Genomic DNA, 14,211 nt, shown 5'->3' with positions numbered 1-14,211 from the left:
TACCCAGTGTGCTGATTTGTTCGACGGGTCGGTTCCGCGGGTGACCCGCCAAGGAGCGGGCGCGGCGTCACTTCGAGCGCCAGTTCTCCGTCAACGCGGGCCCCAAATGGTCGAGATATGTCTCGGTGATCGCGCGGATCGACTCCACGCTCGAGTCCTCGCCCGCGCCCCACAGTCGCCCGGTCACGCGCATCACCCCGCTGAAGGCGGCCACCACCACGCGCGGCCGGGGGTCGGTGTCCAGGTCGAGCCCCTCACGCTCGGCGATCACACATGCGATCTCCTCCTCCATCTCGATGGAGCGGCGCAGGTGGGCGGCGAGCAAGGAAGGGGTTGACTCGATCATCTGGTAGGTCCGCATGTGGAGTTCGACCGGGACGACCTCTTCGATGGAGCGGCCCATCGCGTCCCAGGCTCCGAGGACGGCACCGCGCAGCGCCACGAACGGGGTTTCGTCGGCAGGGCGTTCGCGCAGCGTCTCCACGAACCGCCGCTCCACCATCTCCTGCACGGCGAAGGCGGTCTCCTGCTTGTTGGCGAAGTAGCGGAAGAACGTGCGCTGGGAGACGTCGACCGCCTCGGCGATCTCGTCGACGGTCGTCTCCTCGAACCCCTTGGTCGTGAAGAGTTCGAGCGCCGCACGCAGGAGGGCGTCGCGGGTGCGCTGCTTCTTGCGCTCGCGCAGGCCGGGCCGAGAGGGCTCGACGGAGATGTCTCCGGAGGTCTCGGCCCGCGGTTTCGCGGGGTCCGTCGCTCGCTGCTCGGTCCTCACGCCATGGTCCTCTTTCCACCGTTCTGACCAGCTCACCTTACCTGTGAGCTACGTGACAGTTACCGACTTGTGAATTGGTTTGTCAACTGTCAGCGACTGACACTAGCCTCGAACGCATGACTAGTCAGATCACCGTCGACAAGGCGGACAAGGAGCCGGAGCCGTCGTCCGCTCCGGCCCCGGCCAAGGGGCTCCGCGGCCACCCATGGCTGACGCTCTTCTCCGTCGCGATCGGCGTGATGATGGTCGCCCTGGACGGCACCATCGTGGCGATCGCCAACCCGGCCATCGCCAAGGACCTCGGCACCTCGATGGCCGGAGTCCAGTGGATCACCAACGGCTACCTTCTCGCGCTCGCCGTCGCGCTGATCACCGCAGGCAAGCTCGGTGACCGGTTCGGCCACCGGCAGACCTTCCTGATAGGCGTGGCGGGCTTCGCCGTGGCCTCGGGTGCCATCGGGTTCTCCAGCAGCGTCGGCCTGGTCGTCGCCTTCCGTGTGCTCCAGGGACTCTTCGGAGCCCTGCTCATGCCGGCCGCGCTCGGCCTGCTGCGCGCCACCTTCCCCGCCGAGAAGCTGAACATGGCGATCGGCATCTGGGGCATGGTCATCGGCGCCTCGACCGCGGGCGGCCCCATCGTCGGTGGCCTGCTCGTCGAGCACGTCAGCTGGCAGTCGGTGTTCTTCATCAACGTGCCGGTCGGAGTCATCGCGCTCGTCCTCGGCCTGGTGATCCTCAAGGACCACCGCGCGGAGAACGCGCCGAAGTCCTTCGACATCCCCGGCATCGTCCTGCTGTCGGGCGGCATGTTCGCGCTGATCCTCGCCCTCATCAAGGGCTCGGAGTGGGGCTGGGGCGGATCAACGACGCTGCTCTTCCTCGCGGGTGCCGTGGTCCTCTTCGTGCTCTTCGCCATCTGGGAGACGAAGGTCAAGGAACCGCTCATCCCGCTGGGCATGTTCAAGTCCATCCCGCTGTCCGCGGGCGTGGTGCTGATGGTCCTGATGGCCTTCGCCTTCATGGGCGGCCTGTTCTTCGTCACGTTCTATCTGCAGAACGTGCACGGGATGAGCCCGGTCGACAGCGGGCTGCACCTCCTGCCCCTGACGGCCATGATGATCGTGGCCTCGCCGATCGCCGGCGCGCTCATCACCAAGTTCGGGCCGCGCGTCCCGCTCGTCGGCGGCATGGTGGCCACGGCCGTCGCCATGTTCGGCATGTCCACGATGACGACGGACACCGCGACGCTGCCGATGTCGCTCTGGCTCGGCCTGCTCGGCCTCGGCCTCGCGCCCGTGATGGTGGGAGCCACCGAGGTCATCGTCGGCAACGCACCGCTGGAGCTGTCCGGCGTCGCGGGCGGCCTCCAGCAGGCCGGCATGCAGGTCGGCGGTGCGCTCGGCACGGCGGTGCTCGGCGCGGTGATGGCTGCCAGGGTCGACGAAGACCTTCCCGGGAACTGGGCGGACGCCAAGCTTCCGCCCATGACCCCGGACCAGCTCGACCAGGCGTCCGCCGCCATCGAGATGGGAGGGGCCCCGGTCCCGCCGAAGGCGCCGGAGCCGGTAGCCGAGGCGATCACCTCGGTCGCGCATGACACGTTCGTGTCCGGCATGGGCCTGGCCTTCACCGTCGCCGGTGTCGTCGCGGTCATCGCGGCCCTGGTCGCCACGGCGACCAAGCGAGGCGCCAACGCCGACGCGGGCGCCGGAGTCGGGCACATCTAGCCGCGCTCACATCCAGCGGCGAGCACGCATCAGGGCGTGCCTCAGGGCACGCATCAGGGAAAGCCCCTCAGGGTCAAACTGGGGGGCTTTCGCCTATCTGGGTGACGCACATCCGTACCCCTTCCGACGGAGCTAGCGAGTGGGTCACAGTTCTGGCAAGTGATCCACACGACACGGGAGTTGATGCAGATGCGTACGACCATGCCCACGACCTTCGCCGCGGCCGCGCTCGCCACAGTGATCCTCACCCCCGCACAGGCCGGGGCCACGGCACCGGCCACACAGGCCGACCTCGCGACACCCGCGAAGCACGCCGGGGCCGCGGCGCCACCCACGCTGGCCGGATGCGGGCCGGGAGAGCTCTGCTTGTGGGGCAAGGCGAAGTTCAAGGGGGCCCGACAGACGTTTGAGCTGTCCGAGATCGACATCGAGAGCTGCGTAGCGCTGCCGGAGGGGGGCAGCGCTCAAGCCCTCGCCAACCGCACGGGCCGGCCGGTGACCACATACCAATCCGCGGAGTGCGGCGAGACGGGCGAGTTCGACACCTATCCGGGGGGTGGCACCTGGGTCCCCGAATCGCCCTACCGCGTACGGGCGTTCAAGGTCTGGGAGACCTGACCGGAGGCACCTGAGGCGCACCCTCGGTCGCAGCGGCACCTGCCCCCGCACCCGCCACGCCAGCCTCTGCCACGCCAGCACCCGCCACGCCAGCCCCTGCCACGCCATGCTCGGCCCCGGCAGGCCCCGTCCCGGCAGACAGGGCCGTCACCTGTGCCCGCAGGGCTCGCACCTCCGTCGTCAGCGCCTCGATCGCCGCCGTCTGGCGCCGCTCCTCGACGTCGTCCCGGTCGAAGCGCGAGATGAACCAGGCCGCGATGTTGGCGGTGACCACACCCAGAAGCGCGATGCCCGACAGCATCAGGCCGACCGCGAGGATGCGGCCGAGTCCGGTGGTCGGCGCGTGATCGCCGTAGCCGACGGTGGTCATCGTGGTGAAGGACCACCACACCGCGTCGCCAAGGGTCTTGATGTTGCCGTCCGGTGACTCCCGCTCCACCGAAAGAACGGCCAGCGAACCGAACATGAGGAGGCCCACGACAGCTCCGGCGACATATGTCGTCAGCTGGATCTGCGACGCCATCCGGGCCCGGCGCCCCACCAGCAGCAGAGTCGAGACCAGCCGCAGCAATCGCAGCGGCTGCAACATCGGGAGGAGGACAGCACCGAGGTCGAGCCAGTGCGAGCGGACGAACTGCTTGCGGTGGTCGGTGAGATAGAGGCGTACGAGATAGTCGGCGGCGAAAGCAGCCCAGACGATCCACTCCACCACCGTGCACGTGATTCCGACGCTCCTGCTCGCGTCGGGCACCACGATGGGCACGGCGTAGGCGACGGCGAAGGCCACCGCGAGCACGAGGAGCGGAGTTTGGGTGCGTCGCTCCCAGCGGAGCTGTGCCGGCCGGTGTTTTTCGGGCGCTTCCATGCGCGCATCGTAGGAAACGCCGGAGGGCGGCGGGAGCCACCGCCCCACCGCCCTCCGAACGTCCTACGTGCTACAGGTGCCGCACAGCGGCTGCCGTAATGCCTAGGCGTCGCCTCCGGCAGCGCCCGGGTCGGCTGCCGTGACGTCAAGCAGCTGGTAGCGGTCGATGGCCTGCTTCAGTACGGAGCGGTCGACCTTGCCCTCGCGGGCCAGCTCGGTGAGCACGCCGACCACGATCGACTGGGCGTCGATGTGGAAGAAGCGGCGGGCCGCACCTCGGGTGTCCGCGAAGCCGAAGCCGTCGGCGCCCAGGGACTGGTAGGTGCCGGGGACCCAGCGGGAGATCTGGTCGGGGACGCTCCGCATCCAGTCGGAGACGGCCACGAACGGGCCCTCGGCGCCGGACAGCTTCTGCGTCACGTACGGGGTGCGCTGCTCCTCCTCGGGGTGCAGGAGGTTGTGGCGCTCCACGTCGACCGCCTCGCGGCGCAGTTCGTTCCAGGAGGTCGCCGACCAGACGTCCGCCTTGACGTTCCACTCCGAAGCGAGGATCTGCTGGGCCTCGACCGCCCACGGCACCGCGACACCGGAGGCGAGGATCTGCGCCGGGATGGCGCCCTGATCGCCCGCCTTGAAGCGGTAGATGCCCTTGAGGATGCCGTCGACGTCCACATCGGCGGGCTCGGCCGGGTGCTGGATCGGCTCGTTGTAGACCGTGAGGTAGTAGAAGACGTCCTCACTGTCCGGGCCGTACATCCGGCGCAGGCCGTCCTTGACGATGTGCGCGATCTCGTAGCCGAAGGCGGGGTCGTAGGCGACGCAGCCCGGGTTGGTCGAGGCGAGCAGCTGCGAGTGGCCGTCCGCGTGCTGGAGACCCTCGCCGGTCAGCGTCGTACGGCCGGCGGTGGCGCCGAGGACGAAGCCGCGGGCCAGCTGGTCGGCCATCTGCCAGAACTGGTCGCCGGTGCGCTGGAAACCGAACATCGAGTAGAAGACGTACACCGGGATCAGCGGTTCGCCGTGGGTGGCGTAGGCAGAGCCCGCGGCGATCAGTGAGGCCGTGCAGCCGGCCTCGGAGATGCCGTCGTGCAGCATCTGTCCGGTCGGGGATTCCTTGTAGGCGAGGAGCAGTTCGCGGTCGACGGCCTCGTACTGCTGTCCGAGCGGGTTGTAGATCTTCGCGCTCGGGAAGAAGGCGTCCATGCCGAAGGTGCGGTACTCGTCGGGGGCGATCAGCACGAAGCGCTTGCCGATCTCCTTGTCCCGCATGAGGTCCTTCAGGATGCGGACGAACGCCATGGTCGTGGCGATCGACTGCTGACCCGAACCCTTCTTCGCGGTCGCGTACGTCTTGTCCTCGGGAAGCTGGAGGGGCTTCGCGCGGACGACGCGGGTCGGGACGTAGCCGCCGAGACCCTGGCGGCGGTCGTGCATGTACTGGATCTCTTCCGAGTCACGGCCCGGGTGGTAGTACGGCGGGGCGCCGTCCTCCAGTTGCTTGTCCGTGATCGGGATGTGCAGACGGTCGCGGAAGCCCTTGAGGTCGTCGACCGTCAGCTTCTTCATCTGGTGGGTGGCGTTGCGGCCCTCGAAGTTCGGGCCGAGCGTCCAGCCCTTGACCGTCTGCGCCAGGATGACGGTCGGCTGGCCCTTGTGGGCCTTGGCGGCCGCGTACGCCGCGTAGACCTTCTTGTGGTCGTGGCCACCGCGGCCCAGGTGCAGGATCTGCTCGTCGGTCATGTTCTCGACCATGGAGCGCAGGCGGTGGTCGTCGCCGAAGAAGTGCTCGCGGATGTACGAGCCGGTCTCGGTGGCGTACGTCTGGAACTGGCCGTCGGGCGTGGTGTTGAGCCGGTTGACCAGGACGCCGTCGCGGTCCTGGGCGAGCAGCGGGTCCCAGCTGCGGTCCCAGACCAGCTTGATGACGTTCCAGCCGGCGCCGCGGAACTGCGACTCCAGCTCCTGGATGATCTTGCCATTGCCGCGCACCGGGCCGTCGAGGCGCTGGAGGTTGCAGTTGACGACGAAGGTCAGGTTGTCCAGGCCCTCGCGGGCGGCGATGGAGAGCTGGCCGAGTGACTCGGGCTCGTCCATCTCGCCGTCGCCGAGATAGGCCCAGACATGCGACTTGGAGGTGTCGGCGATGCCGCGCGCCTCCATGTAGCGGTTCATCCGCGCCTGGAAGATCGCGCCGAGCGGCCCGAGGCCCATCGAGACGGTCGGGAACTCCCAGAAGTCCGGCATCAGACGCGGGTGCGGGTAGGACGAAAGCCCGTTCGGAGCCTTCGACTTCTCCTGGCGGAACGCGTCGAGCTGCTGCTCGGACAGTCGGTCGAGGAGGAACGCGCGGGCGTAGATGCCGGGGGACGCGTGCCCCTGGAAGAAGATCTGGTCGCCGCCGTCGCCCTCGTCCTTGCCGCGGAAGAAGTGGTTGAAGCCCACGTCGTAGAGCGAGGCGGATGAGGCGAAGGTGGCGATGTGGCCGCCGACCCCGATGCCGGGGCGCTGGGCGCGCGACACCATCACCGCGGCGTTCCAGCGGGTCGCGTTCAGGACCTTGCGCTCGATCTCCTCGTTGCCGGGGAAGAACGGCTCGTCCTTGGTGGCGATCGTGTTGATGTAGTCCGTGCTGCGCATCTCGGGCACGGCGACGCGCTTCTCGCGCGCGCGTTCGATGAGCCGGAGCATCAGGTAGCGGGCCCGCTCGCGGCCGCGTTCGTCGACCGCGGCATCGAGGGAGTCGAGCCACTCCTGGGTCTCTTCGGGATCGAAGTCCGGGACCTGACTCGGCAGGCCGCCAATGATGATCGGGTTGCGATCGGATCCGGAAGCCACGCTGTTCCTTCGCTGTTGGGGCTTTCGCCTGGGTTCTGCCTGGCTGTGAGACGTTCCCCATCGTGTACCGCGTAGACGCAATCGTCATCTCTACTGAGGGGTAACCGACGGGTCCGCCCGGCGGCCCTGGGGTAGGCTCGACCAAATCGCAACGATACGCCCATCCCGCCTAGCCGGTTCGTAAGACCGTTCGGACCTCAGTTCCGTCCGGTGTCGTACGAGCGAAGTCGAGCGAAGTGCGAGCGGAGAAGGATTTGGCAGGTGGGCCTTGAGTTGCGGCGACACGGCCGGGAACGTCACCGTTTCAGCGGTCTTGACGGCCGGGTACTTGCGCGATCCGGTCCGCCCGTGTGGACTACCGCCAATGTCCCGCGCACGCGCGTGGATGAAGGCATTCCCGAAAACATGATCAGGAGGCAAGCCGTGAGCGCGACCGCGGACCACGCGGAGGAGCGGACCAACCCTGCCGCGAGGCTGGGTTTCCAGCCCGAGCAGGTGGTCCAGGAGATCGGCTACGACGACGATGTCGATCAGGAGCTCCGCGAGGCCATTGAAGGGGTGATCGGCAGCGAGCTCGTCGACGAGGACTACGACGACACTGCTGACGCCGTGGTGCTGTGGTTCCGCGAGGACGACGGCGACCTGACGGATGCGCTGGTGGACGCCACCCAGCTGATCGAAGAAGGCGGCGACCTCTGGCTGATGACGCCCAAGACAGGCCGTGACGGCTATGTCGAGCCGAGCGACATCAACGAAGCAGCCCAGACCGCCGGCCTCGCTCAGACCAAGAGCATCAACGCGGGCAAGGACTGGACGGGCAGCCGTCTGGTCACGCCGAAGGCGGCAGCCAAGAAGCGGTGAAGCTGCCGCTCAGGCAGCAGGAAGTCGACTGAGCCAACCGCCGTGAGCCCCCACCGACGTAAGCCGGTGGGGGCTCACGCGTGTGTGTGGGGCGCGAGCGTCGTGTGGGGAAGCGCCGGCCCTGCGGGGTGAGGGAAAGTGCCCGCCCTGCGGGGTGATCGGACGAAACGCCCGTTGCGTAGGGTGGTCATCACCCGAACAGCCCCACCGAAGGGATGCGAACTCATGGCGCTCGCCGGCATCGCGACCGACACCAAGGCCCCGGACTTCGAGCTGAAGGACAATCACGGCCGGACCGTGCGGCTGTCGGACTTCCGCGGCGAGAAGAACGTGGTGCTGCTCTTCTATCCGTTCGCGTTCACCGGAGTGTGCACGGGCGAGCTCTGCGCGCTGCGCGACGAGCTGCCGAAGTTCGTCAACGACGACACCCAGCTCCTCGCCGTCTCGAACGACTCCATCCACACCCTGCGCGTCTTCGCCGAACAGGAGGGCTTGGAGTACCCGCTGCTCTCCGATTTCTGGCCGCACGGCGAGGCGTCACGCGCCTACGGAGTCTTCGACGAGGACAAGGGCTGCGCGGTGCGCGGCACGTTCATCATCGACAAGGAGGGCGTGGTGCGCTGGACTGTCGTGAACGGCCTGCCGGACGCCCGCGACCTCAACGACTACGTCAAGGCACTCGACACCCTGTGATTCCTCAGGGGTGACACCCTGTGATTCTTCAGGTGCAGAGCCTGTGGCGGCCGGGAACCGGTCACTAGGATCCACTCGTTGATCCGATGGCAAAGCACGACTGGGGCTCCCCGCCCCTGGACATCAATTTGGGAGGATTTGTGGGAGTCAGCCTCAGCAAGGGCGGCAACGTATCGCTGAGCAAGGAGGCCCCCGGCCTGACCGCGGTTCTGGTCGGCCTGGGCTGGGATGTCCGTACCACCACCGGTACGGACTTCGACCTTGACGCCAGCGCCATCCTGACGAATGCCGAGGGCAAGGTCAGCAGCGACGGCAACTTCGTGTTCTTCAACAACCTGAAGAGCCCGGACGGGTCCGTCGAGCACACCGGTGACAACACCACCGGTGAGGGCGAGGGCGACGACGAGGCGATCAAGGTCGACCTGGCCGCCGTCCCGGCCGATGTGGACAAGATCGTCTTCCCGGTCTCGATCTACGACGCCGAGACCCGCCAGCAGTCGTTCGGCCAGGTCCGCAACGCGTTCATCCGCGTCGTGAACCAGGCGGGCGGCGCGGAGATCGCACGGTACGACCTCTCCGAGGACGCCTCGACGGAGACCGCGATGGTCTTCGGCGAGCTGTACCGCAACGGAGCGGAGTGGAAGTTCCGCGCAGTCGGCCAGGGCTACGCCTCGGGCCTGCGCGGCATCGCGCAGGACTTCGGCGTCAACGTCTGAGCCGAGTAACGCCCTCCGCCTTGTCGTCCGGCGCCGCACACCACGAGTGCGGCGCCGGACGTGCTCAAAACTCCTGCTCCCGGGCACTGCTCCCGCACCATGGGGGACCGGGGAACTCTTGATCTCGAACCACGGGGAGGACACATCATGGGCGTCACGCTCGCCAAGGGAGGCAACGTCTCCCTCTCCAAGGCCGCACCGAACCTCACGCAGGTCCTGATCGGCCTCGGCTGGGACGCGCGCTCCACCACCGGAGCACCCTTCGACCTCGACGCCAGCGCGCTGATGTGCAACTCGGGCCGGGTCATCGGCGACGAGTGGTTCGTCTTCTACAACAACCTCAAGAGCCCGGACGGCTCCGTCGAACACACCGGCGACAACCTCACGGGCGAGGGTGACGGTGACGACGAGTCGCTCCTGATCGACCTCTCCAAGGTCCCGGTCAACTGCGACAAGATCGTCTTCCCTGTCTCGATCCATGACGCGGACAACCGCGGCCAGACGTTCGGGCAGGTCAGCAACGCTTTCATCCGCGTGGTCAACCAAGCCGACCACCAGGAACTGGCGCGGTACGACCTCTCCGAGGACGCCTCCACGGAGACCGCGATGATCTTCGGTGAGGTGTACCGCTATGGCGGGGAGTGGAAGTTCCGTGCCGTTGGGCAGGGGTACGCGTCGGGACTGCGGGGCATCGCTCTAGACTTCGGGGTCAATGTTTCGTAAAGCCGGGGACCGGCGCGGGGGAGACCGCTAAACGGGAGCCCGTACACACACGATTGGGTAGCCAGTGCTTCTGAAAACCTTCGGCTGGTCGTTCGCGGTTACCGCGCTCGGCCTGGTCGCGGCGGTGTTCTACGGGGGGTGGACAGGTTTCGGGATCGTGGCGATCCTGTCGATCCTCGAGATCTCGCTGTCCTTCGACAACGCGGTGGTCAACGCCGGAATCCTGAAGAAGATGAGTGCCTTCTGGCAGAAGATCTTCCTCACCATCGGTGTGCTGATCGCCGTCTTCGGCATGCGGCTCGTCTTCCCCGTCGCGATCGTGGCCATCAGCGCCAAGATCGGCCCGATCGAGGCTGTGCGCCTCGCGCTCAACGACAAGGACAAGTACCAGCAGTTGGTGACCGACGCTCACCCGTCGATCGCCGCGTTCGGTGGCATGTTCCTGTTGATGATCTTCCTCGACTTCATCTTCGAGGACCGTGACATCAAGTGGCTCGGCTGGCTCGAGCGCCCGCTGGCGAAGCTCGGCAAGATCGACATGCTGTCGGCCTGCATCGCGCTCATCGTCCTCATGATCTCCGCGATGACCGTCGCCACCCAAGCCCACCAGCACGGCGGCACACACGTGGACAAGGCGGAGACGGTGCTGCTCTCCGGCGTCGCCGGACTCATCACCTATCTCATCGTGGGCGGACTCTCCGGGTTCTTCGAGAACAAACTCGAGGAAGAGGAGGAGCGCGAGCACGAGCAGGAGGAAGAGGCCAAGAAGAGCGGCAAGAAGGTTCCTGCCGTCGTCATGGCCGGCAAGGCCGCGTTCTTCATGTTCCTCTACCTCGAGGTCCTGGACGCGTCGTTCTCCTTCGACGGCGTCATCGGCGCCTTCGCCATCACCAACGACATCGTCCTGATGGCGCTCGGCCTGGGCATCGGCGCGATGTACGTCCGTTCGCTCACCGTCTACCTGGTCCGCCAGGGCACCCTCGACGACTACGTCTACCTGGAGCACGGCGCGCACTACGCGATCGGCGCCCTCGCCGCGATCCTGCTCATCACGATCCAGTACGAGATCCACGAGGTCATCACCGGCCTCGTCGGCGTCGTCCTGATCGCCTGGTCCTTCATCTCCTCCGTCATGCGCAACAAGCGCATCGCGGCCGAGGAGGGCAAGGGCTCGGGCTCGGACGAGAAGACCGAGGTTCCTTCCGGCGTCTGACGCAGGGTCCGACCCGGCTCCGGAGTGTGACGCGGGGCCGAGTGAGGAACGCTTCTGAACGGGGCGGCCATCGAGGACGAGTCCTCCTGGCCGCCCCGTGGCATTCGTAACGGGCCCATGGGGCTCCGGCACTTTTTTGGGGGCGGCGATGTCCTTCTGGGACGGTCTGTGGCGTGGACGCTCGATGGACTACGAGTCGGGCAGTGCGGCGACCAACTCCATCGAACTCACGAAACGGCACCCGACGGTCTCGCTCAACAAACAGGGCGCGGCCACCGGCAATCTCCGGGTCAACCTCTCCTGGCAGATGCGTACGTCGGACATCATCGGCAAACCCAAGGGCGGCGGCCTGCTGCGGCACCCCTTCCGGATGTTCCAGCCCGACGTGGTGCAGGCGCACACCCAGGGCGTGGTCAACGTGGACCTCGACCTCGGCTGCTTGTACGAGACGGTGGACGGCGCCAAGGGCGTCGTGCAGCCGCTGGGCAGCTTCTTCGGGGACCTGAACGCGCCGCCGTACGTGAAGCTCAGCGGCGACGACCGGTTCGGTTCGCCGTCAGGCGAGACGATCTACGTGAACCTCGATCACCGTGAGTCGATCAAGAGGCTGCTCTTCTTCGCGTACATCTACGACCAGACGCCCGCCTTTGACCGCACGCACGCCAAGGTGACGCTCTACCCCAGCAACGGCCCGCGGATCGAGATCGACCTGGACGAGCGCCAGCCGCAGGCCCGCTCCTGCGCGATATTCACGCTGGAGAACGTCAAGGACGAGCTGGTCGTGCGCCGTGAGGTGAAGTTCGTGTACGGCTTCCAGGCCGAGCTCGACCGGTTGTACGGCTGGGGGCTGCAGTGGGGCCGCGGCTACAAGACGAAGGTCGGCGGCGCCTGAAGCGCCTCCCCGGCCCGGCCTGCCTCGCGCGCCCCGAGCGCCCCGCCTGCCCCGCGCCCTCAGCGTGCGAGGAACTGCGGGCCCTGGGGCGGCAGCCGGAAGTTCGGGTCGGGCATCGGGGCCACGGGCTGCGGATAGCCGTACGAGGGCTGCGGGACCGGCGCCGCGTGCGCGGGCGCGTGCTGCGGGTAGCCGTAGGACGGCTGCGGGGCGGGCTGGTGGCGCGGAGGCTCGGGAGGGTAGCCGTACGAGGGCTGCGGGGCCGGAGCGGGGAAGGGCTGCGGAGGCGGAGCCTGCGTGGCGGGCGCGGGCAGCGGTTGGCGCTGGGGGTAGGGCTGCGGGAGCGAGGCCTCGGTCGTCGGCTCGGGCACCGCCTCCGATTCGTCCACGGAGATGCCGAAGTCGCCGGCGAGTCCCTCCAGGCCGTTCAGATATCCCTCACCCAGGGCGCGGAACTTCCAGACCTCACCGCGGCGGTAGAGCTCGCCGCAGATCAGGGCCGTCTCGGCGCCCGTCTGCGGGGTGATGTCGAAGTAGGCGAGCGGTTCGGCCTCGGACGCGCCCGCGTCGTACAGCAGGATGCGCAGGGCTCGTACGTTCTCGAAGGCGACGTTCTCGGCGGACGCGACGAGCAGGACTCGGCTCACCGCGGGGTCCAGGCCCGCCATGTCCGTCTGAATCGTGTCGGTCAGGCCTTCGGAGAGGCCCTGACTGACGCGCTTCTTGCCGAGTCGCCAGACCTTGCCGGACGGGTGGCGCGGCTGGTTGTAGAAGACGAAGTCCTCGTCGGAGCGGACGCGGCCGTCGGCGCCGAGCAGCAGGGCCGACGCGTCGACGTCCGGGACGCCCTGCCCGGGGGTCCAGCGCAGCACGGCGCGGACGGCCGTGGCTTCGAGCGGGACGTTCGACCCCTTCAACATCGCGTGCGTCATGCGGTCATCCTGCCTTCCCGGGTTTGGACGGGACAACGCGGGGGTGACGGTGTGTGGCCTGTGTGTCTGTCATGGCCGAGTTACTTGAATTTCATGCCCGTGGGGAACCCTTGACACCCGTCCCTACGTACTATTACCGGCCACATCACGTCGGGTCGCGCCGACGAGTACAGGGGAAATCATGCGTCATTTCGGGCATATAGCCCCAGAGGTGCGACAGCGTCTCTTTCATCGGGAGCCGTGCGTCTTCACCGCGGACTCCTCCCCGCGCCTGCTCGCCGCCGCCCTGGGAGCCACGCTCTACAGCCCGGCCACGCGCCCCCGCCTCGCCGGTGACATCATGAAGCAGGCGGGACGTGGCGTGATCTCGATGGTCCTCTGCCTGGAGGACTCGATCGATGACGCGGAGGTCATCGGCGCCGAGGAGAACCTGGTCAGACAGTTCGCCGAGCTGGCCGAGCGGGACGGCGCCGAGCCGCCGCTGCTGTTCATCCGGGTCCGGGCCCCCGAGCAGATAGCCGACCTGGCGGCCCGCCTCGGACCCAGCATCCGGCTGCTGTCCGGATTCGTGCTGCCCAAGTTCACCGAGGAGCGTGGCGTCGCCTTCCTGGAGTCGCTCGCCGCGGCGGAGGCAGCGAGCGGCCGCAGGCTCTTCGCGATGCCCGTCCTGGAATCCGCCGAGCTGCTGCATCTGGAGAGCCGCTCCGAGACGCTCGCCGGGATCGCCCGCACCGTCGACAAGTACCGCGAGCGGGTGCTCGCGCTGCGCCTCGGCGTCACCGACTTCTGCTCGGCGTACGGACTGCGCAGACCGCCGCACATGACCGCGTACGACGTCCACATCGTGGCCTCCGTCATCGCCGACGTCGTCAACCACCTCGGCAGGGCCGACGGCACGGGCTTCACCGTGACCGGTCCCGTGTGGGAGTACTTCCGCGCCCAGGAGCGGATGTTCAAGCCGCAACTGCGCCGCAGCCCCTTCCTGGAGGGCCGGGCGGAAGAGCTGCGCCAGGCACTCATCGAGCACGACATCGACGGGCTGCTGCGCGAGATCGAGCTCGACCGGGCCAACGGCCTGCTCGGCAAGACCTGCATCCACCCCTCGCACGTGCTGCCCGTGCACGCGCTCTCGGTCGTCAGCCACGAGGAGTTCAGCGACGCCGAGGACATTCTGCGCCCGGACCGGGACGGCGGCGGGGTCATGCGCTCGGCGTACACGAACAAGATGAACGAAGTGAAGCCGCACCGCGCCTGGGCCGAGCGGACCCTCCAGCGAGCCGAGGTCTTCGGCGTCGCGCGCGAGGACGTCGGCTTCGTGGAGCTGCTCTCCGCCGGGCTCTCCGGGTGACCGCCGGGACCTCCCC

13 protein-coding genes are annotated in these 14,211 nt (G+C 67.8%); 9 read left to right on the top strand and 4 right to left on the bottom strand.

Annotated features, from left to right (window positions below; translation table 11 throughout):
* Positions 1 to 67 precede the first annotated feature (67 nt).
* The gene (locus ACWD02_RS01515) at positions 68 to 712 is read right to left on the bottom strand and encodes a TetR/AcrR family transcriptional regulator (RefSeq protein WP_451204341.1); all 645 of its coding nucleotides are present in this window, start codon (positions 710 to 712) and stop codon (positions 68 to 70) included.
* Between the two features lie 176 nt (positions 713 to 888).
* Between ACWD02_RS01515 and ACWD02_RS01510 the strand changes: the two genes are divergently transcribed.
* Together ACWD02_RS01510 and ACWD02_RS01505 are read left to right on the top strand one after the other, a co-directional pair.
* Positions 889 to 2,499 carry an MFS transporter gene (locus ACWD02_RS01510; RefSeq protein ID WP_451203300.1) on the top strand — a complete coding sequence of 537 codons (1,611 nt, stop codon included), beginning with the start codon at positions 889 to 891 and terminating at the stop codon, positions 2,497 to 2,499.
* A gap of 189 nt (positions 2,500 to 2,688) precedes the next feature.
* Positions 2,689 to 3,117, top strand: a complete 429-nt coding sequence (locus ACWD02_RS01505; RefSeq protein ID WP_451204339.1) for a peptidase inhibitor family I36 protein — start codon at positions 2,689 to 2,691, stop codon at positions 3,115 to 3,117.
* Here the strand turns inward: ACWD02_RS01505 and ACWD02_RS01500 are convergent.
* Both ACWD02_RS01500 and aceE read right to left on the bottom strand, forming a co-directional pair.
* Positions 3,098 to 3,982 carry a potassium channel family protein gene (locus tag ACWD02_RS01500; protein ID WP_451203298.1) on the bottom strand — a complete coding sequence of 295 codons (885 nt, stop codon included), beginning with the start codon at positions 3,980 to 3,982 and terminating at the stop codon, positions 3,098 to 3,100. The genes ACWD02_RS01505 and ACWD02_RS01500 overlap by 20 nt on opposite strands.
* A gap of 102 nt (positions 3,983 to 4,084) precedes the next feature.
* On the bottom strand, positions 4,085 to 6,817 hold the full coding sequence (gene aceE / locus ACWD02_RS01495) for a pyruvate dehydrogenase (acetyl-transferring), homodimeric type (protein ID WP_451203296.1): 2,733 nt from the start codon (positions 6,815 to 6,817) through the stop codon (positions 4,085 to 4,087).
* Between the two features lie 423 nt (positions 6,818 to 7,240).
* Here aceE and ACWD02_RS01490 point away from each other — a divergent pair, with 423 nt between their 5' ends.
* From ACWD02_RS01490 to ACWD02_RS01465, 6 genes are all read left to right on the top strand, one after another.
* Positions 7,241 to 7,678: a DUF3052 domain-containing protein gene (locus tag ACWD02_RS01490; RefSeq protein ID WP_361189495.1), complete on the top strand. Its 438-nt coding sequence runs from the start codon at positions 7,241 to 7,243 to the stop codon at positions 7,676 to 7,678.
* Between the two features lie 225 nt (positions 7,679 to 7,903).
* Positions 7,904 to 8,371, top strand: coding sequence for a peroxiredoxin (locus tag ACWD02_RS01485; protein ID WP_451203294.1), 468 nt, complete (start codon positions 7,904 to 7,906; stop codon positions 8,369 to 8,371).
* A 140-nt stretch (positions 8,372 to 8,511) separates the two neighbouring features.
* Complete coding sequence (locus tag ACWD02_RS01480) at positions 8,512 to 9,087, top strand: TerD family protein (RefSeq protein WP_361827689.1); 576 nt, start codon at positions 8,512 to 8,514, stop codon at positions 9,085 to 9,087.
* A gap of 147 nt (positions 9,088 to 9,234) precedes the next feature.
* Positions 9,235 to 9,810, top strand: a complete 576-nt coding sequence (locus ACWD02_RS01475) for a TerD family protein (protein WP_451203292.1) — start codon at positions 9,235 to 9,237, stop codon at positions 9,808 to 9,810.
* A gap of 64 nt (positions 9,811 to 9,874) precedes the next feature.
* Positions 9,875 to 11,023, top strand: coding sequence for a DUF475 domain-containing protein (locus ACWD02_RS01470; protein ID WP_451203290.1), 1,149 nt, complete (start codon positions 9,875 to 9,877; stop codon positions 11,021 to 11,023).
* A gap of 148 nt (positions 11,024 to 11,171) precedes the next feature.
* The gene (locus ACWD02_RS01465; protein ID WP_363208500.1) at positions 11,172 to 11,915 is read left to right on the top strand and encodes a TerD family protein; all 744 of its coding nucleotides are present in this window, start codon (positions 11,172 to 11,174) and stop codon (positions 11,913 to 11,915) included.
* A 59-nt stretch (positions 11,916 to 11,974) separates the two neighbouring features.
* On the opposite strand, the gene ACWD02_RS01460 is transcribed toward ACWD02_RS01465, so the two are convergent.
* On the bottom strand, positions 11,975 to 12,847 hold the full coding sequence (locus tag ACWD02_RS01460) for a TerD family protein (RefSeq protein ID WP_451203288.1): 873 nt from the start codon (positions 12,845 to 12,847) through the stop codon (positions 11,975 to 11,977).
* 181 nt (positions 12,848 to 13,028) lie between these two features.
* On the opposite strand from ACWD02_RS01460, the gene ACWD02_RS01455 reads away from it, so the two are divergent.
* On the top strand, positions 13,029 to 14,195 hold the full coding sequence (locus ACWD02_RS01455; RefSeq protein WP_451203286.1) for an HpcH/HpaI aldolase/citrate lyase family protein: 1,167 nt from the start codon (positions 13,029 to 13,031) through the stop codon (positions 14,193 to 14,195).
* The last annotated feature ends 16 nt before the right edge of the window (positions 14,196 to 14,211 follow it).

The organism is Streptomyces sp. NPDC002853, assembly GCF_053591915.1.
This window is presented reverse-complemented; position numbering and strand designations above follow the sequence as displayed.